This window comes from Solibacillus cecembensis, from assembly GCF_050272495.1.
GTDB lineage: Bacteria > Bacillota > Bacilli > Bacillales_A > Planococcaceae > Solibacillus > Solibacillus cecembensis.
Genome location: NZ_JBNNMF010000017.1, coordinates 13,161 through 33,942, shown reverse-complemented (window position 1 = coordinate 33,942; position 20,782 = coordinate 13,161). Strand labels below are relative to the sequence as shown.

Here is a 20,782-nt window from a genome sequence, read left to right as displayed (position 1 = left end):
TTATTTCGCTCCTTTTTGTTGTTGTAACCTTAGTTTAAAACATCAACATGAAAGCTTGCTGAGAGAAACATTAGAATTTGATGAGAATAATCACTTACGCCTTGGCGTAAGTGCGTCCAGATTTTTTTCGAGCCTGCTCGAAAAACTCCTCTTCAAAATCTGTGACATCCGCTGGGGCTATAATTTGATTCAGCTGGTTTTTTGAACCGGTACTGAATTAATGGCATACTGGACATTCATCTCACACTTTTAGAAGTAGAGGAATTTTGCTGAAGCAAATTAATCATCATATTGAATGGATAAAATTTTCCCTGTAATTGCGTGAACTTGAATTTTCACCTCGTCATCATGGTCCTGCTCAATTTCGATAAAGTAATTTCCTCCGTCAGTCGTTTCTTTAAATTTGACGGAATCCACATGTCCCTTCATTTCTTTTAATGCAATATCGATGGCCTGTGTCTCCGTAAGTAGTGGCTGCTGTGCCATGTCTTCTACAGCAGTATCAGCAGGTTTTACGGTATTTTCCGCAATATAAATCGCCTGCAACTTCGAAAATTCTCCATTGTAAGGATTGATTTGCACTTCATAGGTTGATCCATTTTTTTCGAAATCTGCGATATAATAGTCGTTCTTTTTAATGAGGGATCCGACAGTACCTTGATACACCTTTTCGATTTGGATAGTCATCTGTTCCTTCGTTAATGCAGTGTTCGACTGGAGCTGTTGCATGGCATAAATCATAAAAATGACTAGGACAATGAAAGAAACAATCACGAAAATACGCTTTCTATTCAATGGTTGCACCTCCGATTAAAGGTAACTGAATCTTGATTGTTGTCCCTATTTCAAGTGTACTTTCGACATCAATTTTCGCGTTTAGCTGCCTCGATATTTCCCGGGCAATTGAAAGTCCGATGCCAACACCACCTGTTTGACGATTTCTGTCTTTTGTCACGCGATAAAAGCGTTCGAATAAATGTGGTATATCCTCTTGGGGAATGCCTTTGCCCGTATCCTGAATTTGTATTTCAATCCTATCCGTTACGAGACCAGTCAGCTTAATTTCCTCATCACTATATTTTCGTGCGTTATCCAAAAAGATAAATAATAATTGTTTAAGCTTGGCTACATCCGTTTCAATGATGACATTTGGAACGTCTATGACAATTGTTCGGTGATACGCTTGCTGAAAACTTTGTGCAATGTCCTTCGTAAAATGTTGGAAATCGATATGAGATAGCGTTATTTTTGCTGTTTCACTCGTTTTCGCTAATGCTAACATTTGCTCGATCATTTGCTTCATCATATTTGTTTCATGGATAATCGCAGTGAGTGCTTCATTTGTTACCTCAGGATTTTCAGTACCGCGCCGCTTTAATAATTTCGCGTAGCTTTCAATTACTGTCAAAGGCGTTTTTAACTCATGTGAAGCATTGCCAATAAATTGTTGCTGTTTTTCATGATGCACTTCAAGTTGTGCCATTAAATTATTGTACGTGACGGTCATCATCGCAATTTCATCATGTGACTTTCTTTTTACCGTAATTTGCTCATAGCTCGATTGTTGAATATTACGTTCCATCGTGGCGGTTAATTGTTGAACTGGTTTGACAATAAGCCGAATTAATAATTGGCTGGCTAAATAAATGGGAATGAGCGCAATAAGCATTATTAATAGTAATATAATTTGTAAACGATTTAAATTTTCCGTAATGGTCGGCAAAGGCTGAATGAATTTTGCCTCGACTACTTGCTGTGTCGGCCAAATGAGTGGGAAATCCATCGCAATATGCGGAATGCCGTCAATCATTTTCATCGAATAATGGTCGTTGCTATTCGTAGTAAAATCAATGTTTTTTGAAGTCATTTGGAGGTGGAGTAATTTTCTTGCAGCATGATCTTTAACGATTATTGCGCCATTCGTAGGAATATACGCTCGAAAAATAGTATCAATGCCATCAGTCGACTGTAAAGAACTGACTGCAGTCGAAAGCTCATAAGCCCGTTCCTGCAACTGTTCCACCTCAGTCGTAATAGCAAGCTCCTCAAATAAAAAATAAATGCCTGTAAAGCTTCCAATCAAAATAACAGTCGTCAGCAATGTGGATAATATATTGACCTTTGTGTTAAGTTTCATTTGCAGCCGACTCCTTTAATACATAGCCAACGCCACGAACGGTATGCAGCAGGGGAGAAAGGTTTACATGTACTTCAACTTTTTGACGTAAGTAACGAACATATACATCCACAACATTTGTATCCCCGTAATAGCCATAGCCCCAAACCGCATTTAGTAGCTGCTCACGTGACTGCACGAGTTTCGGATGTTTTATAAAATGTGTCAACAAATCAAATTCACGTGGGGTTAAGTCGATTGGATTGTTTTGACGCCATACTTCACGAGTATTTTCATTTAATGTTAAGCCAGCAAATTCGTATGTATGCGTCGGTATTTCTGGAGCAGCCGATTTAAGTGAAAACCTCAGCGCCACACGAATTCGGGCAAGTAACTCATCAAATTCAAACGGCTTTGTCATATAATCATTTGCTCCGTAATCAAGACCAGTTACTTTATCTTGAATTTCACCTTTAGCTGTCAATAAAATGACCGGAATCGTTTCATTGTGTTTACGAATGCGCTTCAATACCTCAAGTCCATTTAATTCAGGCAACATAATATCTAATAAAATTAATTCGAAATTTCCTTCATGAAATGCCAATAAACCAGCTGTTCCTGTGTGCGCAATCGTTGTTTCATAGCCTTCAAAGCCAAGCTCTAATTGCAGTACGCGTGCAATTTGCTGTTCATCTTCAATAATTAATATTTGTGTCATTTTAGCCACCTACTTATTTTGATCAGTGAGCACAGACTGCCCATCGATGTTTCATTTATCGTAATGGAAAGTATGGTTACATTGCAATGGAGAAGTAATAATTTGTGGAAAATTATTGAATTAATATGTCGCATCGTGATATAGTCGAGGTACGAAGTAGAGGAGGGGCTTATGGACAAAATCTTTAAAAAATATCATCCGATGACAGAAACGGCCTTCTATATACTCTTTTCACTAACAGAGCCACGACACGGCTACGGCATTATAAAAAATATTGAAACGCTCACAAATGGACGACTAAAGCTTGGATCGGGCACAATTTATGGCACGCTCATGAAAATGCAAACTGATGGGCTCATCGTTCTCTTTTCGGATGAAGAGCGCAAAACGATTTATGAAATGACCACATTAGGGCAACAAATTTTACAGCAGGAAATGAAGCGAATTAAAGAATTATATGACCATATTATTCAATTCGAGGAGGGCAAGGAATGAAAAAATGGCGACCGTTTTGGAGTTACCGAATTGAGGAAACGGAACAATGGCTAAGTGACATGGCGAGTAAAGGACAGCATGTTACACGGTTAAATTATTTGAGTCAATATGAGTTTGAGGAAGGTGGAAAAAAGCAGTGCACGTACTTACTTGATTATGCCTCAGACGTAGAGCGATTAACACAAGCGGACTGGGAGTTTATTTGGCGAAAAAAGAAATGGACATTATTATCATCAGAGCAAGCAACAATATTCCCGTCACGAGAAAAAGCATTTAAACGTTTGCGTACACGCTTTTTAGTATTATCAATCCTGCTATCATTCCTTATTCCAATTATTATTTTGCCGTTATTGATGATGACTATGTTATCGGGTAGAGTATCCTTTCAGATGATATTATTAGCGTTTTTTGCGATGCATGCGTTTCAATTGGGCAGTGTTTGGGCCGTTTACTCCTATTTCCGTAAAAAGGAGAAAAAATATTTGGGTTTGCCGATGAGTCAGCGGCGTATAAAAGCGAAGAGAAAATTGCGCATTGGTTGGTTTTATCAGCCGTACTATACAAAAAAGTGGCTCAATCAATTATTTGAAGAAGGTTATGAATTAGAGCGTGCATCAAACATATTTTTTTATTTTGTACCGAGAACGAGTGAAAAAATTAGCTATGAAATTTTGTATGAGAATTCGGTGAACAGCTCCTATTATCAGCTTCATCAAGAGATGGGCTGGCAACTAAAACATACATCGAATACATCCTACTGGAATAGCAGCATTTGGGGGATGCCTTACAATGCGGTGGAGCCAGAACCTAAAATTACGTATGTTTTGGAAGAGAGACTGCAAGGAATGAAACGTAATTTAAAAATGTCGACAATAATTTTTGGGTTTTTATTATTGGTAAATGGATTTAATTTCTACACACAATTTCAGATAAATGGATTGTTTTTGGAATGGAATTTTTTTACGATTTTAACCAGCATCAATTTTGTGCTCAGTATTTTTTGTGTCTACTTTTATTTCAAGGCCATTCAAGGCTACCGTCACGAGAAAAAAATGCTATATCTGGAAGCTTAGTCGAAATTTTAAAAAGGGGGTTCATCAATATGGTGAACCCCCTTTTTTGATTTTTTATACGTTTATTATGTAAAATAAATTTGACATTTGAAAGGGAGATGTTTACAGTTGAGTTGTCAAATACTTTTGACATTTCAAGAAAATAAGGAGGCTGGAAGTATGGATTGGATCGCTGTTTTGCTTTTTGCTGTTTTAGCAATTTGTGTCCTGCTAATAATTATTACGCTCGCGTCATTGCCTAAATTGGGGGATGAAAGGACTAACTCTATTCGAATGAAAGCTCAGTCATATGCTTTTACGGTGGTAATTGGTATGCTATTAATTGAAATTATTGAAAGCGTTTATCTAACTTTTTGGACTGATACTTCCTACGATGGGATTGATCCGGTACCCTTTCTTGTGGTAATTTCAGTTATATATTTACTTGCTTTACTATTATTAAAGAAGAAATATGGTGGTTAATTGAAGAATAATATTAAGGAATTAAGAAAGTCTGCAAAGTTGTCACAAGAGGAGCTCGCTAAACTTTGTAATGTTACAAGGCAAACGATTAATGCGATTGAAAATGATAAATATGATCCAACTTTACAATTAGCCTTTAGTATCGCTTCTGTACTTATTACCACGGTTGATGAGCTGTTTATTAACGAATGGGCTAATAACTGATAAAATTGGCCTCATTATAGAGGTCTTTTTTTATGCACTTCTTCTAAATTAAAAATAGCATTTATTTTCATGAAACTAAATTAACAACTACTTCCGTCTAAGTAGTGAAAAAAGGAGGTGCGTTATGTTAACGAATGAGGAAATGCATGATTTGATGGATATCTATAGCCCGTATTTGCTGCAAGTCAGTTTTATGTATGTCAAAGACTGGGTGGCTGCGGAGGATATTGTTCAGGAATCATTCATTCAATATTTTAAGTCCTATGCAAGCTTTGAAGGTAGGGCGAGCATCAAAACATATTTAACGAAAATCACCATACATAAATGCACCGATTATTTGCGTAGCTGGGCATCACGAAAGCGAACACTAGGCAAATTATTTGGGCAAAAACAGACGCATTCCTATGAATTTGAGGCGCAAATCGAGCACAGTGAATTAATGAAGCACGTGCTACAGCTACCTATAAAATATCGTGAAAGTATTGTTCTTTTTTATTATGAAGACATGACGACGATCGAAATGGCTGGGCTACTAAGTATTTCAGAAAACACCGTAAAAACAAGATTGCGCCGGGCACGTGAAATGTTAAAGGTGCGCGTCGAAACGTTGGGGTGGGAGGAACTTTTAAATGAATAAATTCCAAAAAGAACGTGAGAAAATCTTTTGTGAACGTAAGCTAAGTGATGGGCAAAAACGCGCGGTTATTGAAGGCGTTCATGCAAAGGAAAAACGCAAAAAACAGCAATGGTTGCCAGCAATTGTTGTGACAGCAGCGATTGGAATAGGCTCATTCTTATTAACTGTACCCCCAGCTCAGCAACTGCCCGCGCAAACGACGGAATTAAATCAAAAGTTTTCAGAGGAATCGCTAGTGGAAGCATTTAAGCAACAATGGCAAATGAACAATGTTGAAGTACTCTATACAGAAGTTCCTTTTACGATAAACAATGACGGGTTTTTCATTGTAAAGGATATAGAGCATGGAGGGGATACGATTCATTTCCAACGAGCAAAATTTATAAATAACAACTGGGAATTTGAGGAGCATACCGTTTTATTTACATCAAACTTGAATCATTGGGATGACTTTGAATTAAATAATTTACCTTATAAAGTTGGTCTTATTCAAGACGAATCAACGGAAAAAATCTTTATTGGCGATGAAGAAGCTAAGATTGTAGAAGCGAAGGATGGGCTGCGTGTATGGTTCGGAGCAGCGAATTCCAAGCATACTCCAGTCTATGCACAATCAGATGGGAAACGACAGCATTTGGCGGAATACTATACGAATACTTCGGTTTATGTGCCTGCAATCGAGGGAAATCGTGAGGAGCAAACTCTTGATTATAAAGGGGATACGATGCTCCGAGGAAATGAGGAATATAATAAATTTCCGCTACTCATTGATCCGTATTATTATGCGGGAAATCAATATCGAATAGGTGATGTTATTGTCATTGAGCGCGATGGGGAGCTTGAAGTGACACGAATTATTATGGATAATCCGACGGAAGTTACGTTAATTGAAAATACATTAGTTTGGCATAAATTTAACACACCGCAGCCTTTTTATATGCACGCCAATTTTGATGGAGATACGGGTATTTATAAAAAAAATTATGAGTCTTACGGCAGTCCGAACCGTGATGAAGTGATGGTTTATCCAGACCACTGGGCAAGTGATGGACTGCGCGGGATGGTTTCCAAGTATGACATTAAAGGCAAGGTACTCGGTTATGATTTAGACAATGTGACCAATACGATGACCGAGCAGGAATTAGCGTTATTTAATGAATTTCAGCAAATTGTGCAGGGGATGGATTCCGCTAATTTTAACGAGGATGCGATCAAGCCGTTGTTACAAGACATAGCCCCACAAACGGTAGCGAAATTGTATTTATATGCGAATTATTTGGAAGATTATAAGGCGATGTATGCGTTGTTTGCTCAAAGTGAGGAGTTAATGGATTATGATACGTGGATTCAGCTGACTAATAAAGCAGTTACAAAATCAATGAAGCAACGCCTATTATTTGAAATTTATGCGGCAGGAAAAGCACAGTTAACAGCGGATGATCAAAAAATACGTTGGACCGACGAATTTTCAAAAGAAATTATTTACCAACTTCCAATGAAAAAGGAAGATGGAGTATGGAAAGTAGTTTATAGTACGGTTAAAGGGAATTTGGATGAATAAGGAATAGCTATTACTCTGAAAAATCTACGAACAATATATGAAAAACGCATCCTTTCGAGCTCGATGAAAGGGTGTATTTTCACATTAGGATAATTCGTTTTTTTGTAGTCACCTTTTTTGCTCAACACCAAAATTAGATTCTATAATATGTTCACACTTAAAACACACTGTGAAGCGGTGGTTTGGTTGGAGTTAGTATAATAAAAAAGGATTAAAGATATTTTTGTTGAAGTAATTGAACTAACAGCGCAGTTTAGTTTAAAATGATGTGCAAAATATAAAGGGGGTAAAATTATTGGGTTTTAAACAAAACACCATGTTCAGTATTGTTGGAATAATACTGTGTTTTATCTTATTTGTCGTAGGTATGCTGTATGCTGAACAAACTCCTTTGCTTATTATAGTAGGCATTTTAGGGCTTGGGGGTATGGGTTATTTAGTGTCCCGTATTGTAACAAGGGCTATGAAGAATCAGAATTAATAATTTATAACTTATTTAAGTAATGGGGGCTTTACTTGAAGAACATTGAGTTGTATATGCAGCCTTTTTTTCTTTATTGAACTCTCATGAAAGAACGTCATAATCTTTCATTCTCTGTGGTGTAGCGCTGGTTTTGCTCTACATGGATGGCTAACAGGGCAGTTTAGTTCAATAAGAAAAAAGGGATATTAGAAGGAGTCGATAAAATGAGCGAAAAGTTGCTAAGGGTAGGAACTACCTATATTCCAGTAACTAATGTAGAAAATTCTTCTGAATGGTATGTAAACAAATTGGGGGCAGAGTTAAGCTATAAAGACGAAGACAAAGCAATACTTAATTTTGCAAACCAAAGTATTTTTCTTGTTAAATCTAAAGAAAATCAAAGTTCTAACTTCTATGATTGTTATGGTATAAAACGTTTTTCTATAACATTTGAAGTTAATGGACTAACTGCATTTAAGGCAATTCATAGAGATTTTATTGTTAAAGAGATAAGAGTTGGAGGAATTGAAAACAGAGGACACTCTGGTAGGAACTTTGTTTTCTTTGATTTAGATGGTAATAAATTTGATGTGTGGAGTGAATTAAGTCCAATTTTCAAAGAAAAATATCTAATCACGTAATAGAAAGAACTATTTTCATATTGCACTAACGCAGCAATTAGTTGAAGATCGTTGTTTAACTTTTGTTTAACAATCGGGCCATTTAATGGAATAACAATTTATAAAATAATTCATATTCAACTATTGAAATAGGGTAGTAGCTGTAGAATAAAAGCGTTACCCCAATAAAATAACGCTTTTTAAATTACATTATGATATTTCATTCTTTAATAGATGCCTAATTATCAAACTTGATTTTCTAAATACTCATCTGGTGATTTACTGCTGTTTTGTTTCCAATCAATTGAAGATCAGTATACCATCCAACTTAACATGGTACTTCTATTACCGAAGGGTAAATGCATAAGGAATGAATTTATTGATGGAGCAGTTGGGTTGTAGAGAGAAGGTTAATTAGGTATTAGAAGGGGCAATTAATCTACTAGAATGTTATTAAAGGAAATCTATAACAAATTTTAAAGTCTTCTATTTGTATGGTTAGTTGCACTTATTGAAATAATTGTAGTTGAAGTAAAATTGAAGTTTTTCACAAAAAAGATATAAGAAAATGAAAGAAATATTTTAAAATTTTTTTTAACGGATTGATTTCATTATGGAAATTAGTGGACATCTGAAATAAGACTGCTTATATCCTTTAATTTTTCACATAATAAAAGTAATGTTAAAAATTAAGGGTGTGATTGGATTGAAAAGGGCAGTTTTTTTAGATCGAGATGGAGTAATAAATGAAGTAATAACTGATCGAGTGAAATTTGTAAACGAACCGAATCAATTTTATTTTTTACCTGGTGTAGAAGAAGCAATTAAAAGTTTAAATGAGTATTTTGATTTTGTGTTTGTCGTAACAAATCAAGGTGGAATTGGATTAGGTTATATGAAGGAAAAGCAGTTACATAAAATTCATGACTATATGGTGGCTGAACTGGAGAAAAAGGGAGCAACGATTCATGAGATTGCCTATTGTCCGCATAAACCAAAGGCTGGGTGTGAATGTAGAAAACCTAATAGCAAAATGATTTTAGATTTAGGAGAAAAACACAAAATTGATCTTGAAAAATCATATATGGTTGGAGATACTGATACGGATATTCAGGCAGGTAAAAAAGCAGGTACAAGAACCGTTTTTATAGGTGAGAGTGATCCATTAGCAAATGCAGTGTATCCAAATTTAAAAGAGGCAGTACAATGGATTATTCGTGATATTAAAAATGATAAGAAATAACCCACAGTGGAAAATTATCCATTATGGGTGTTTTTATCTCAACGCATTGTGAAGTGGTCACGGGATAGAGCTAATATAAAGAATGAAAGAAGAACGGATTTCAAGCGGTGGAATCCGTTCTTTTTCATTGAGGTTATTGAACTAACAGTGCAGTTTATTTTAAGTAGGAAATAGAATAAACTGTATTAAATATTGGCGTTATGCACTAAATCTAGAGGTAGAAAAATGGGGGATGAAAGAAATTAGGGGTAGCGTCAAGAAAATGCGGACTTTCAGCGATAAGCATATTTTCAAAACGATTACCCCAATTTTAACAATATTAAGGAATGTTTAATGGTCTTAAAGGATCTAAGAGACCTTTTACTCCAAATTAAAATGTTAAAAAGGCTCGTAGTTATTTAATATCATATAAGTATTTTTTTCTAATCACAATTTCTGCTATTGCTAAATTGAAAATCCAGCAAAGCCATACAGCGATTGTATATGAAAGACTGTAGGAAAGATCTAATCCACTATGTGTAATTGCGACAATGATATAAATAGTCATATTGGAAAAGGATAGAAAGAAACTTCTAGTGATCCATTGACTATGCCGTAAGACGTCTTTTCTTTTTATGTATATATAAGCGAATATTGTTGTTATAAGCCATAGTGTATTTAAGGTAAGAAACCCTATTGTACTTGGCCAGCCACCTGTCGCAAAGAAAGAAACGTATAAACCGGGAATAAAGTTTAACACAATAGATAAAACATAGACTCGACCATTCCATCGATGAAATGTTAAGAATTTCAAACGTAATCGCTTAATTATTCCGAGAGGTCCTGTAAGGAGTGTAATTATCGCAAGAATAATATGAACTCGTATCATCAATAACCATAGCATTTGATTAGAAAGAAGTTCATCTTTTTTTGATAGGAATCCCCGAAAACTTGGATCAACTACAAAATTCTTTGTTAGTGTATGCATTATCCACATTACTGAAATAATTGATAAAATCATAATTAGGAATTTGCGTTGCTTCATATACCTATCCTCCTCAGTTTTATAAAAGTATAGAAGGATTAGTCATTATAATGGGTGCAAAGAGTATGCAGCGAATAATGTCCAACTAAACAAGTTAAAACTTCTTCTTTAAAAGATCCTCCAGTTTTTCTGAATCCTTTAGTGTCTAATTTTTATTAAAATCATGCCCATTAATCGAATCGGAACCATCCGCATACATATCTCCAACTCCACACGGAACTAAAATAACCTTCAGCGTTCGGATCAATTACTACGTCATTAACGCCACTGTTGACTAGTCTTTCTCTACAGCTATTACCAACTTTACTATTATATTTTCAGGCGGGAAAATTGCTGTAGGTGCAAAAAAACTCAAAAGCAATTGTATCCATTTAATCGAATCCATCATATAAAAAATTTTGAAATTTTAAATACACAACCATTTTATACTATCAGACCGAACCATTATATAGCATATTGTTTGGTTGAACATAATGAAATTGTGAATTATTATCATCAAATTTTTGAAATCTTATTCCATCCTTATTTGTTGGGATCCCATGATTTGTTTTAAATCCAATTATTTAGAAATTTCATTGACACTATATCACTTTGTGATATATTAGTTTTAGATATATCATAAAGTGATATAAGGAGGTAACAAAATATGAAATCTTTCGTGCAGCTAACGGATTCCGTTTTTTATATTATGGCAGCTTTTGCACAGCCGAAGCATGGTTACGCGGTAATGAGTGAAATTGAAGAGCTAACAGGGGGCGAAGTAAAAATTGGCCCAGCATCGCTTTATACGAATATTAAAAAGTTAATAGGCGAGGAATATATTGTGCCCTATGACGAGAGTGATTCGCGTCGAAAGGTGTACACATTGACGGATAAAGGACGCTCGGTGCTACATCATGATCTGGTACGACGGCAAAAAATGATTCACTTTGCACAAATCGGACTACAGGGGGAAGATTCGCATGACTAAAACGAAATATTTCACATCAGGTGGCATTGCATTTTCAGAGAACAGTGATTTAAAGCGATTAAAAAAGTTTGCTAGTAAAGGTTGGAACGTCAAGCGTTATAGGGGAATGGGCTATGAGTTAGAAAAAGGGGAGCCAGAATTAGTCGACTTTAGTATCGACATCCATCATTTAGCAAAAGGCGATGAAGATGAATATTTTGCGATGTTTGAGTACGCCGGCTGGGAGCATGTTTGTACAAGTTATAATACGCATTTATTTAAGGCACCAGTTGGGACCGAGCCGATTTATTCGGACAGGGAAACGAAGGCGGAAAAGCTGTTGCGTCTACAAAATTCGATTATGCCTGCTATTTGGATGACAGTATGTTTCACAGTAATTACTTATGTATTGATGTTGTTCACAGGTGGGGCAATGAGCGTAGTGTTTGAAGTGGTATTTGTAGTTTCTTTAATGTTAATGGTTCCATGTATCAGTATGTATATTGCATTAACATATCGTCGTTTACGATTACAATAGGGGGAATAGCTATGCAATTTTGGAAAAGTCCATTAGGTGCAACTGTTTTGTTTGCACTTGTTATACTAGCTCTTCAGTTTACGGATCAGGCAGAGACCATGCAAGAAATTGGTGGATTTGCTTTGCTAGCAATTGTAACGTTTTTCATTCATGAGCTAGGGCATGTCGTATTTGGTGTTGTGGCAGGGTATCAATTTAACTTTTTAACAGCAGGACCGATTACGATTGAGCGCGGCAAAATAAGTGCGAATAAAAGCTGGGCATTTTTCGGTGGTATAGCAAGTTGCTCACCGAAGACGGACGATTTACAAACAATTAGTCGTCAGCATTTTTGGTTTGCAGCAGGCGGGCCCATTATTTCTCTTTTAGTTAGTATTGGATTATTTATTTTCGGTTTTCTGTTTGATTTACAATGGATAGAGTTATTCGGTTTTCTGAATTTGGGGATTTTTATTGTAACAGCCCTTCCATTTAAAGGCGGGTTTAAATCAGATGGGCGTGTCATGCTAGATCTACTCGCAAATGGTGCGAACAAGGAACAGCTTGTTAGCTCGATATTATTAATGAAGGAAATGATGTCACCAGCGCATCCGACTTCATGGTCAAGTCATTTAGTTGAGCAGACAAGAACAGCACAGGCGGCTGAAGGCAATATAAGCAATAGCTACTTACTGTTTTATTATGATTTACTTACATGTGGGTTTGAGGCTGCATCGCAAGAGATTGCGGCTTATAAAACACTGCCAGTGACGAAGAAAAATAAAATGATGTTGCAATTTATAACGCATGTAAAGCAACTAGATTTGGTAATGCAAGGACGAGTAACGGTAGAGCAATTGCGAGAGCTACATCGTATGATGATGCCGGTTGAGCCGGTTAGTTATAAGCGCAGTGAATGGATGATTGCAAAGCTAGCTGGTAATGAAGCGTTGGCGACAAAAAAGCTAGCTGAACACCGCGCTCAAATTGAAAAAGGGAAATCGCTCTATGGTTTTTATTTTGCTGAAGAAAGACTGACAGATTTAGTTGAGGCGCATTTAAAATAATAACTCCAACTAATACTTTTTTCGAAGTGGTAATTTTTAATGAAAGAGATTAAAGAGGGACAGTAAAATAGAGGCAATCAATGTCATGCTTAAAAAAGCACCAAGTAATATGAGTGATTTTGTACTTTTATCCTTATATAAAGACATATTTAAATAATATCAAGGTTCAATCGCTTCATATATAAAATTTGATAACGAGCTTTATAGTTGATTTTACTGGAGGGTATAATTGAGGGGGATGTGTTGAATTTAGGGTTCTAAAATGAGAAAATTTAATTTGAGAAATGGGGTATTAAAGGTGAAACAAAAACCCATATATGTGGAAATAAATATGAATGCGCCCATTGATACGGTTTGGGAATATACACAAAATCCAAAATTACACGAGCAGTGGGATTTGCGATTTTCGGAAATTAACTACATTCCAAAAAAAGCGGAGGATTCACCACAAACTTTTACATATAAAACAAATGTAATACCGTTTATTTCTGTCGAGGGCTGGGGTGAAAGTAAGGGAACTCATCATAAACAGAATGGCTCGAGAACGTCATCATTGCACTTTGGAACCGAACAAAAAATATCGCCAATCGTACAGGGGAAAGGTTACTGGAAGTATGTACCAAAGGGGGATCAATTAACTTTCCTGACGCAATATGACTATGATGCACGATATGGCAAAGTAGGGCAGGCTTTAGACGTTGTTTTCAGACCACTTATAGGGTGGGCGACAGCACTTAGCTTTGATGTACTAAAGAGATGGATTGATACGGGAGAACCGCCAGCACTTCAGTATCGCCGCTTCTTTTTGTCGATCCTTATTTCGGTATTATTTTTCTTTATTTGGTTTTATCAAGGGCTCGTCCCTAAATTAATCGTTGTTCATCCAGAAGAAGTCGCCCTTTTTTCAGCGATTAGTGGAATAAAAGGTACTGCCGCACAATTAGTGGTACAAGGAATTGGGGTTGCCGAAATACTGTTTAGTTTAATCTGGCTCATGCCTATAAATAAGCGCCCATTATACATTCTTCAAATTGCTTTATTTCCAATGTTATTGATTAGTGCAGTTGCAGCAAGTAGTGCAACGTTAACAGGTCCCTTTAATGTGTTGACATTAAATATAGCTTTATTCGTATTATCCATTATTGGTTTTGTATTACATCAAAACATTCCAACTGCCAAGAGCTGTAAAAGAAAGCGCGGTGAGTAAATGATTTACCAAAAATTATTAGGTGATGATTTTCAAAAGCTACATCCAAAATTACAAGAACGCTATTTATTGCCTTTGGAAGAACCTTTTGTAGCAACGGGTATTATGCAAAAAATCCAATCGGGCGCAAAAATTTTAACGCCTTTTTATTCGCTCGCTACTAAAGTAAATTTCTTATTTCCTGAATCAGGTGAACAAATTCCATTTTCGATTCGCAACACATGTACCGTTTTACCGAATAATGAGTATGAAGTTGAATGGGAGCGAGCATTTTATTTTGGAGATATCGTGCGTCGATTTGATGCAAAAATGACGATTGATACAGAGAAGAAAATTGTAAAAGATTATTTAGGATCACCGTCATTGTTTTACTCCGATTTGCATTTTTCGGTGTCTAAGGAAGGGCGTTTAATCATTCGGTCAGGTGTGCAACGGTTTGTATTAGGCAAGCTAGAAATACCTATGCCGAAATTATTGGAAGGGCGAGTGCTTGTAGAGGAAGCATATGATGATGAACGTGATGTATACACCATTCATGTATCAATTCATAATCCATTGCTAGGGAGGCTTATGATGTATGCAGGACAATTTAAAAAAGCTATATAGTCCGTTATCATTACTTGGAATCAGTCTTTTTATCATCACTTTGATACCGATTAATCATGTTGATTTTTTTATTTATTTAACAGTTGCGCAACTTTTATTTGTGCCATTACTACTTCAATGTATCGTCGAGTTAAAAACAAGTGAGAAGGTAATAATAGCCATTGGAATGCTAGGGGTCACACTGGTCGTGTTTAACATAAACGAGGTACTATCGATTACTGGGGCAGGGCTTTATTTAGTAGCAACAGCATTGATTAGCTGGATTGGCATGCGCCGTTTTTTACAACGAGGGTTTACGAATACAGCTGAAATTGTAATTGATATCGGATTGATGTATTTAGTCATTGGCGGTGTTTGGTTTTTTGCGTATATTGCAGGAATTGATACTGGATTTACACCACTTATTACTTGGTTAACCGCCATTCATTTTCACTATTCGGCGTTTCTATTATGTATTTCTGTCGGTTTTATTGGTCGAGTTACAACAAGCAAGCTGTACAAACCGATTGTTGTTGTAATTGCATCAGGACCGATTTTAATGGCAATTGGCATTACGTTATCCACTACGATTGAAATAGTATCTGCCATTTTATATATTATTGCGATTTACGTTTTATTTTTTGTCACATTACGAACGAAATTTCATCGTTTGCAAGGAGGAATGATTCGACTTTCGATTGCAGCTGTTTGCTTTTCAATACTTTGGTCCGTTCTTTATGCGTACGGAAGTTTTACAGGGCAATCCATTGTCGATATACCTAATATGCTTACATTCCATGGCTTTACGAATTGTCTATTTTTTGGTGGATTCACAATTATAGGCTGGCTCATTTATACACCAACGACAAACCAGTGTTCATTTACGTTTCCTGTAAGTCAAATTAGAGGGCAACTAAAAACAAAAAATGAACCGTATCAAGGATTAGTGGATGATATGAGTGATTTTGTAAGCACTGAGAAGATGCATAAAGCAATTAAGCATTTTTATGAGCATACGAATGAATATCGACTTTTTGCAAGTGTAAGATGGCAGCCGTGGTTTTGGCCATTTGCTTTGTTTTATAAAGGAATCAGCACGCTAACGCAACAAATTAATTTGCCGTTATCAAGTAGAAAGATTGAGATGACTGGAAAAATTGTTACAGTAGATGCGACAATGGATAGCAGAGAAAATCCAAGAGCATGGATCCGAACAATTAATGAGAAAACAGTTTTCACAGCCATTTATTCGAAGCATACTACAGATCATACATATATGAACATCGCATTACCACTTCCTTTTTCTACGATGATCGGTATTTTATATTTGCATGTGGAAGATGGCAAGCTTTATTTAACGACTCAAGCTGCAGGTGATGCGGGGATTTATTTAGCTTTTCATAAATTTATCATTAAACTGCCTCTTTCTGAACATTTTACAATTCAGGCAACGACAGAAACACAATTAACTGCTTTACATGAAATGAAAATTTTCGGACTGAAGTTTCTAAAAATAAAGTATGACATTCAAAAGGCGAAAACAAATGATTTAAAATGGCACTAGCTTAAATTGAAATAGCAACGTTTCATGGGGGTACCTATTTATAGCACTCTAAAAACTTCATAAAAATGGAAGTTGGCGGGGGTAATTAAACCCACCAAAACCCATGCATTTACCACTATACACTCGACGCATTGTGAAGCGGCTGTGAGGTTGGTGTTAGTTTATAAATTAATGGTTATACAACAATTTATAAATAGGGAGGGAATTAACCCCGTCTATCTACTTAAGCATAAATACTAGCTTTCTTAATGGAAGGATCTAGTCAATACCTTAAACCCACCAAATTGTGAAACGGTGGCGTAGTTAGCGATTGTTTGATTATTAAAAAAGCTATGCTGGGAAATCCAATTTTTATTGCGATTTCCCAGCACAGCTTTTTCATTTGTATTGTTAAAATTAATTGCATCCGGTGCAGGTTATTCAAAAAGGCACTTAATTCAATATATATTATCCATATAGATTTCCTACTGATCAAACAATACTCCCCATACGATAACCGAAGGTACATATCATAAATTTTTACAAACCAATGTTGAAGACTATCGCATGAGGGTAAATGTTTGCTTACAGAGGTACTTTTTAATGAAAAATGTCCACTTCCTTTGATTTTTTCAGTAGTTGATGAGTCCATTTATTTATACGTTCTTTTAGTAATGCGCCAAACGCGATGAAAATGATTGCATAGATCGCGAGAAAAGTGAGATCTTTTGCTGCGCGTTCCCAAACGATTCCGCCGGTTGATTCACGCATGATATCAATAGCATACGTGAACGGTAGGAATGGGCTAATTGCTCCGAAAAAATCGGGGAGTAGCATCACTGGATACGTTCCACCAGAACCTGCGATTTGTAAGACAAGCATAACAATCGCCATCGCTTTTCCAACATCCCCAAAGACAGAAACGAGGGTGTACACAATGGACATAAACACAACGCTAATGAGCAATCCAAAAATGATAAACCAAAAAGGTTCGCGTATATGAACATTGAGTAACAGAAGAACGCCACCTACAACGATAAGTGTTTGTAACAGTCCGATGACGCTAAATGTTAACAACCTACCGAAATAGACCTGCCGAGCTGAATACTCTTCGGCATGCAAATCGGTCGAGAGCAATGAAATCAGCAATAGACAGCCGACCCATAAAGAAAGCACAGTATAAAATGGGGTCATACCTGTCCCGTAATTATCAATGGGGAATAAGCTGTTTTCCTTTAATTGAATAGGTTCTTCAAAGAAACTTTTTTCGGCATTTGGATCATTTTGCAGTAACTGAATGATTTCATTAATATCAATTTCTCCTTGGATAGTTCGAATCTTGGCCGCTAATTGATTCACTTTTTCAGATATATAAGGATACTCTGCAATCGCTTTTGCAATCGTTTTTTTCGCCTCTGTCAAGTCATGATTGGAGGTGCCAAGAATTTCCCCCACTTTTGGTAACGTAGATTGAATTTCCACTAGTAATTTTTTTGCTTTTCCTATTGTTCCTTTAGCATTCGCGATTTCTTTCTTGACGGTTGGTTCAATCGTAGCGACATACTCCTTCATAAATTGATCTATTTCAACGGATGTATTGGCTGCGATATTTTGTATATCGTCAATAGCTTGATGTAATTCAACTGCTTTTCCATTAACGGCATCGTTTACTGTCCGTGCATTCGTTTGTGCCTCTTGTAATAGATTTTTTAGATTATCTGTTTTCGTAATCGCGTCGTCTAGTTTACCGGCTAAGTTAAGTGAAGAGAGTGATGGTGTTGGTCCGATTTTACTTCCCTGTTCTTTGTCCGCATCATTTGATAGGTTTTCATCAGATTTATCCCCCTGTTTTGGTAGCTGTTGCACTAAACCTTGCAATTGAACGAGGTCTTGCTTGATGCCATCCACCGTATTGATACTTTCAGTCATCCGATAATCAAGCGCTTTTTTTGCCTTGTCAAGTTCTGTGAAATCTAATTGCATGCCTTGTAATTGTTTCAAAAAGTCATTTGCTTCATTTGAAATTTCACTGACTTTTTTTAAATCGGCTTTGATTTTTGGAGATAATTCGTCTAGTTTTTCTTCGGCAGTTGTTAGGTAGCCAACAGTGTTATTGATTTGGCCAAGTCCTTCTTCTGTAATTTGTTTTGCTTGTGGTAATTTCCCCTCAGCTAGTTGAATGATTGCTTGGGCATCTGTCGCATCTTTCAATCCGCGTTTCAATAAATCATTAATCTCAGGTAAGCTTTTTTCAGCGTCAAATACGTAATTCTCGAATTTTTTAATATCGGGCAAGTTTTTTTCTAATTCAAGACCAAGTGTATTCAGTAAATCAAATATGACGCCATTTACAGTAGAAACGAATTGGCTATTTACTTTATCGACAATGACCGTTGCCCCTTTTTCAGTGATTTTTGGTGCAATGGAGTTTAATTTTTCATTTACATAGTATTCGATTTCAGCTTTTTTAGGTTCACCAGACACAACTGAAGCGAGTTGTTCCGACAAATTAGTGGGAAGTATCATGACGGCAAAATAATCTCCAAATTCAACACCTTCCATCGCTTCTTGCCGAGATACAAAATGCCATTCCATCGATGGATTTTCCTTTAGTGCCGAGACGATTTGTGCACCCGTGTCAATATGTTTACCTTGTAAATCGACTGCTTTATCTTCGTTTACAATAGCAACGGGTAATTTATCGGTCCTGCTATAAGGATCTGAAGAAGCGTAAATATTAAGCCATGCGTACAAAGAAGGCAAGAAAATTAAGCCGCCAATTAAGATGGCAGCCACCCAGTTTGTCGAGATGTTACGAACATCACGTTTGAAAATAGTGAAAACTTTATGCATTGGTTTGCCTCCTTACATCAGAAAATTTATCTACATCGACACTATATGGCATTGTAAAAAAGTCTCCAAGTTAAATGATGTTTATAAGATGTATCATATCCAAAACCGCTTGTATTGAACCTCAGTCTGTTGATTAAGCGTACTCAATAAATGATGGAGGTAATGCAAAAGGTGAATATATCTATGAGGTATTAGCAAAATGGTCAAATGGTGAATTGTCCTATACATTTGTAGTTGAAGTACGTTAACTAAGAAATATTGTATTGCCCTTGTTCAACGAATGGGGGCTTTAGTCAAACAAGAAATTAATCATAATAGTAACAACGGGATATGGCACTGGTGTAAAAGAAGAAGTGTATATCTTTGGATTTAAAATAGATTAAAAGTAGCTATATAGGTATCTGCAATTAGTATGGCGCTACTAGTTCAGATAATCGTCTATGGCTCTATATATTTAAGGTTTGAGTAGGCGACATCTTGAGCCTTGAATTAGAATCAGAAGACGAAACAATTCCTTTTGCAGGAGCATTTATGATATTGATAATTGCATTAAATGCAATTATCATGTTTGTTATAGGTGTCATTTTAAATGTTTATACATTTGTTAGAAATAAACAAAAAGACAAAAAGAGTCATGTGTAATAAGAGAACACAAGTTTTATTGATTTTTACAACCTGTGCAGAATATATTTGATCACTGCCGCTAATTGGAGGAACAAAACATTGTTAATAACAAGTCAAATTGAGATACAAGCCCCTATTGAGGTAGTTTTCTCATATTTAGAAGATAATGATAAACAAAAAGAATGGATGACAGGATTAGAAGGAACGGAATATGTAACGGATTTTGATAGTAGTAATCCTGTTGGAGTTAAGTTTAAGCAAAAGTTAAAAGAAGGAAACCGTATTCAAGAATATGAAGGGCAAGTTACTGCGTACACAAAAAATAATAATTTAAGTATTCAAATGGATCATCCTTCTTTCTTAATTAATGTTTCGTATAGCCTTAAAGAAATTAGTGCTCATTCCAGTATTCTTTATATTGCAGAAGAAGTAACACCTAAAACGGTTTCAGGAAAAATCTTAAGTATTCTATTTCGTATATTTATGAAAAAGGGCTTAGAGAAACAAATGATGGCATTGAAACAATGCGCGGAAAAGTAATAATGATATTTTTAACACACGTATTGATTAACCAAAACCATCCAGTATTTCCTTAATAAAGTTCCTGATGAAATTTGATTATTTCTACTAGATCAACCTGTGGGAATCCATCCTTCATCAATTCTAAGTTGAGTAAGAGGTGTGCTGTGCGGCCATTGCCATCACTAAATGGGTGATTACCTACAAAAATGGCATGTAACATTACACCACGCTCAACTTGATGTAAGATTTGTTCTTCTGTTTTATACCACTGCATCATTCATTGAAATCGCGCCTTCACG

General features: G+C 36.1%; 23 protein-coding genes. 17 read left to right on the top strand and 6 right to left on the bottom strand.

Features of this window, described 5'->3' with window-relative positions:
* Nucleotides 1-279 precede the first annotated feature (279 nt).
* The 3 genes from ACQKIH_RS15160 to ACQKIH_RS15150 are packed head-to-tail and all read right to left on the bottom strand — an operon-like array spanning nucleotide 280 to nucleotide 2,834.
* Nucleotides 280-795 carry a PepSY domain-containing protein gene (locus ACQKIH_RS15160; protein WP_427767487.1) on the bottom strand — a complete coding sequence of 172 codons (516 nt, stop codon included), beginning with the start codon at nucleotides 793-795 and terminating at the stop codon, nucleotides 280-282.
* Nucleotides 788-2,137: a sensor histidine kinase gene (locus tag ACQKIH_RS15155; protein WP_427767485.1), complete on the bottom strand. Its 1,350-nt coding sequence runs from the start codon at nucleotides 2,135-2,137 to the stop codon at nucleotides 788-790. Before ACQKIH_RS15155 ends, ACQKIH_RS15160 begins: the two co-directional genes overlap by 8 nt.
* Nucleotides 2,127-2,834 carry a response regulator transcription factor gene (locus tag ACQKIH_RS15150; protein WP_427767482.1) on the bottom strand — a complete coding sequence of 236 codons (708 nt, stop codon included), beginning with the start codon at nucleotides 2,832-2,834 and terminating at the stop codon, nucleotides 2,127-2,129. The genes ACQKIH_RS15155 and ACQKIH_RS15150 overlap by 11 nt, the downstream gene beginning before the upstream one ends.
* Nucleotides 2,835-3,005: 171 nt before the next feature.
* Between ACQKIH_RS15150 and ACQKIH_RS15145 the strand changes: the two genes are divergently transcribed.
* The 9 genes from ACQKIH_RS15145 to ACQKIH_RS15105 all read left to right on the top strand — a co-directional run bounded on the left by ACQKIH_RS15145 (nucleotide 3,006) and on the right by ACQKIH_RS15105 (nucleotide 9,592).
* Nucleotides 3,006-3,329, top strand: coding sequence for a PadR family transcriptional regulator (locus tag ACQKIH_RS15145; RefSeq protein ID WP_427767479.1), 324 nt, complete (start codon nucleotides 3,006-3,008; stop codon nucleotides 3,327-3,329).
* The gene (locus ACQKIH_RS15140) at nucleotides 3,326-4,402 is read left to right on the top strand and encodes a DUF2812 domain-containing protein (RefSeq protein WP_427767477.1); all 1,077 of its coding nucleotides are present in this window, start codon (nucleotides 3,326-3,328) and stop codon (nucleotides 4,400-4,402) included. Before ACQKIH_RS15145 ends, ACQKIH_RS15140 begins: the two co-directional genes overlap by 4 nt.
* Nucleotides 4,403-4,561: 159 nt before the next feature.
* The gene (locus tag ACQKIH_RS15135; protein ID WP_427767474.1) at nucleotides 4,562-4,864 is read left to right on the top strand and encodes a hypothetical protein; all 303 of its coding nucleotides are present in this window, start codon (nucleotides 4,562-4,564) and stop codon (nucleotides 4,862-4,864) included.
* Nucleotides 4,865-5,068 (top strand): helix-turn-helix transcriptional regulator, encoded by a 204-nt coding sequence (locus ACQKIH_RS15130; RefSeq protein WP_427767472.1) that lies wholly within the window; start codon nucleotides 4,865-4,867, stop codon nucleotides 5,066-5,068.
* 124 nt (nucleotides 5,069-5,192) lie between these two features.
* Nucleotides 5,193-5,705, top strand: coding sequence for a sigma-70 family RNA polymerase sigma factor (locus ACQKIH_RS15125; protein ID WP_427767469.1), 513 nt, complete (start codon nucleotides 5,193-5,195; stop codon nucleotides 5,703-5,705).
* Nucleotides 5,698-7,266, top strand: coding sequence for a hypothetical protein (locus tag ACQKIH_RS15120; protein WP_427767467.1), 1,569 nt, complete (start codon nucleotides 5,698-5,700; stop codon nucleotides 7,264-7,266). Before ACQKIH_RS15125 ends, ACQKIH_RS15120 begins: the two co-directional genes overlap by 8 nt.
* A gap of 295 nt (nucleotides 7,267-7,561) precedes the next feature.
* On the top strand, nucleotides 7,562-7,747 hold the full coding sequence (locus ACQKIH_RS15115) for a hypothetical protein (RefSeq protein ID WP_057983820.1): 186 nt from the start codon (nucleotides 7,562-7,564) through the stop codon (nucleotides 7,745-7,747).
* Between the two features lie 206 nt (nucleotides 7,748-7,953).
* Nucleotides 7,954-8,370, top strand: a complete 417-nt coding sequence (locus tag ACQKIH_RS15110) for a VOC family protein (protein ID WP_427767464.1) — start codon at nucleotides 7,954-7,956, stop codon at nucleotides 8,368-8,370.
* A 685-nt stretch (nucleotides 8,371-9,055) separates the two neighbouring features.
* Nucleotides 9,056-9,592 (top strand): D-glycero-alpha-D-manno-heptose-1,7-bisphosphate 7-phosphatase, encoded by a 537-nt coding sequence (locus ACQKIH_RS15105; RefSeq protein ID WP_427767646.1) that lies wholly within the window; start codon nucleotides 9,056-9,058, stop codon nucleotides 9,590-9,592.
* A 394-nt stretch (nucleotides 9,593-9,986) separates the two neighbouring features.
* On the opposite strand, the gene ACQKIH_RS15100 is transcribed toward ACQKIH_RS15105, so the two are convergent.
* The gene (locus ACQKIH_RS15100; protein WP_427767461.1) at nucleotides 9,987-10,616 is read right to left on the bottom strand and encodes a DUF2306 domain-containing protein; all 630 of its coding nucleotides are present in this window, start codon (nucleotides 10,614-10,616) and stop codon (nucleotides 9,987-9,989) included.
* A 646-nt stretch (nucleotides 10,617-11,262) separates the two neighbouring features.
* On the opposite strand from ACQKIH_RS15100, the gene ACQKIH_RS15095 reads away from it, so the two are divergent.
* The 6 genes from ACQKIH_RS15095 to ACQKIH_RS15070 all read left to right on the top strand — a co-directional run bounded on the left by ACQKIH_RS15095 (nucleotide 11,263) and on the right by ACQKIH_RS15070 (nucleotide 16,505).
* The gene (locus ACQKIH_RS15095) at nucleotides 11,263-11,586 is read left to right on the top strand and encodes a PadR family transcriptional regulator (RefSeq protein WP_427767459.1); all 324 of its coding nucleotides are present in this window, start codon (nucleotides 11,263-11,265) and stop codon (nucleotides 11,584-11,586) included.
* Nucleotides 11,579-12,103, top strand: a complete 525-nt coding sequence (locus ACQKIH_RS15090; RefSeq protein WP_427767456.1) for a DUF2812 domain-containing protein — start codon at nucleotides 11,579-11,581, stop codon at nucleotides 12,101-12,103. The genes ACQKIH_RS15095 and ACQKIH_RS15090 overlap by 8 nt, the downstream gene beginning before the upstream one ends.
* An 11-nt stretch (nucleotides 12,104-12,114) precedes the next feature.
* Nucleotides 12,115-13,149 carry a M50 family metallopeptidase gene (locus ACQKIH_RS15085; RefSeq protein WP_427767453.1) on the top strand — a complete coding sequence of 345 codons (1,035 nt, stop codon included), beginning with the start codon at nucleotides 12,115-12,117 and terminating at the stop codon, nucleotides 13,147-13,149.
* A gap of 298 nt (nucleotides 13,150-13,447) precedes the next feature.
* Nucleotides 13,448-14,356, top strand: coding sequence for a DoxX-like family protein (locus ACQKIH_RS15080; protein ID WP_427767451.1), 909 nt, complete (start codon nucleotides 13,448-13,450; stop codon nucleotides 14,354-14,356).
* On the top strand, nucleotides 14,357-14,962 hold the full coding sequence (locus ACQKIH_RS15075; protein ID WP_057987652.1) for a DUF4166 domain-containing protein: 606 nt from the start codon (nucleotides 14,357-14,359) through the stop codon (nucleotides 14,960-14,962).
* Entirely contained in the window at nucleotides 14,934-16,505 is a 1,572-nt protein-coding gene (locus ACQKIH_RS15070; protein ID WP_427767449.1) for a YndJ family protein, read from the top strand. Before ACQKIH_RS15075 ends, ACQKIH_RS15070 begins: the two co-directional genes overlap by 29 nt.
* A 579-nt stretch (nucleotides 16,506-17,084) precedes the next feature.
* On the opposite strand, the gene ACQKIH_RS15065 is transcribed toward ACQKIH_RS15070, so the two are convergent.
* The gene (locus ACQKIH_RS15065) at nucleotides 17,085-19,337 is read right to left on the bottom strand and encodes a YhgE/Pip domain-containing protein (protein ID WP_427767446.1); all 2,253 of its coding nucleotides are present in this window, start codon (nucleotides 19,335-19,337) and stop codon (nucleotides 17,085-17,087) included.
* 477 nt (nucleotides 19,338-19,814) lie between these two features.
* Between ACQKIH_RS15065 and ACQKIH_RS15060 the strand changes: the two genes are divergently transcribed.
* Together ACQKIH_RS15060 and ACQKIH_RS15055 are read left to right on the top strand one after the other, a co-directional pair.
* On the top strand, nucleotides 19,815-19,979 hold the full coding sequence (locus ACQKIH_RS15060) for a hypothetical protein (RefSeq protein ID WP_160320463.1): 165 nt from the start codon (nucleotides 19,815-19,817) through the stop codon (nucleotides 19,977-19,979).
* 81 nt (nucleotides 19,980-20,060) lie between these two features.
* Nucleotides 20,061-20,501: an SRPBCC family protein gene (locus ACQKIH_RS15055; RefSeq protein WP_427767443.1), complete on the top strand. Its 441-nt coding sequence runs from the start codon at nucleotides 20,061-20,063 to the stop codon at nucleotides 20,499-20,501.
* 52 nt (nucleotides 20,502-20,553) lie between these two features.
* Here ACQKIH_RS15055 and ACQKIH_RS15050 read toward each other — a convergent pair whose 3' ends face one another.
* The gene (locus tag ACQKIH_RS15050; RefSeq protein WP_427767441.1) at nucleotides 20,554-20,760 is read right to left on the bottom strand and encodes a Fic family protein; all 207 of its coding nucleotides are present in this window, start codon (nucleotides 20,758-20,760) and stop codon (nucleotides 20,554-20,556) included.
* Nucleotides 20,761-20,782 lie beyond the last annotated feature (22 nt).

Bases quoted from the DNA above. Each gene is read 5' to 3' on its own strand.
- ACQKIH_RS15050 (WP_427767441.1), bottom strand. From the start codon at position 20,760: ATGATGCAGTGGTATAAAACAGAAGAACAAATCTTACATCAAGTTGAG.
- ACQKIH_RS15140 (WP_427767477.1), top strand. From the start codon at position 3,326: ATGAAAAAATGGCGACCGTTTTGGAGTTACCGAATTGAGGAAACGGAA.
- ACQKIH_RS15075 (WP_057987652.1), top strand. From the start codon at position 14,357: ATGATTTACCAAAAATTATTAGGTGATGATTTTCAAAAGCTACATCCA.
- ACQKIH_RS15120 (WP_427767467.1), top strand. From the start codon at position 5,698: ATGAATAAATTCCAAAAAGAACGTGAGAAAATCTTTTGTGAACGTAAG.
- ACQKIH_RS15135 (WP_427767474.1), top strand. From the start codon at position 4,562: ATGGATTGGATCGCTGTTTTGCTTTTTGCTGTTTTAGCAATTTGTGTC.
- ACQKIH_RS15090 (WP_427767456.1), top strand. From the start codon at position 11,579: ATGACTAAAACGAAATATTTCACATCAGGTGGCATTGCATTTTCAGAG.
- ACQKIH_RS15145 (WP_427767479.1), top strand. From the start codon at position 3,006: ATGGACAAAATCTTTAAAAAATATCATCCGATGACAGAAACGGCCTTC.
- ACQKIH_RS15095 (WP_427767459.1), top strand. From the start codon at position 11,263: ATGAAATCTTTCGTGCAGCTAACGGATTCCGTTTTTTATATTATGGCA.
- ACQKIH_RS15125 (WP_427767469.1), top strand. From the start codon at position 5,193: ATGTTAACGAATGAGGAAATGCATGATTTGATGGATATCTATAGCCCG.
- ACQKIH_RS15070 (WP_427767449.1), top strand. From the start codon at position 14,934: ATGCAGGACAATTTAAAAAAGCTATATAGTCCGTTATCATTACTTGGA.
- ACQKIH_RS15155 (WP_427767485.1), bottom strand. From the start codon at position 2,137: ATGAAACTTAACACAAAGGTCAATATATTATCCACATTGCTGACGACT.
- ACQKIH_RS15065 (WP_427767446.1), bottom strand. From the start codon at position 19,337: ATGCATAAAGTTTTCACTATTTTCAAACGTGATGTTCGTAACATCTCG.
- ACQKIH_RS15100 (WP_427767461.1), bottom strand. From the start codon at position 10,616: ATGAAGCAACGCAAATTCCTAATTATGATTTTATCAATTATTTCAGTA.
- ACQKIH_RS15110 (WP_427767464.1), top strand. From the start codon at position 7,954: ATGAGCGAAAAGTTGCTAAGGGTAGGAACTACCTATATTCCAGTAACT.
- ACQKIH_RS15085 (WP_427767453.1), top strand. From the start codon at position 12,115: ATGCAATTTTGGAAAAGTCCATTAGGTGCAACTGTTTTGTTTGCACTT.
- ACQKIH_RS15150 (WP_427767482.1), bottom strand. From the start codon at position 2,834: ATGACACAAATATTAATTATTGAAGATGAACAGCAAATTGCACGCGTA.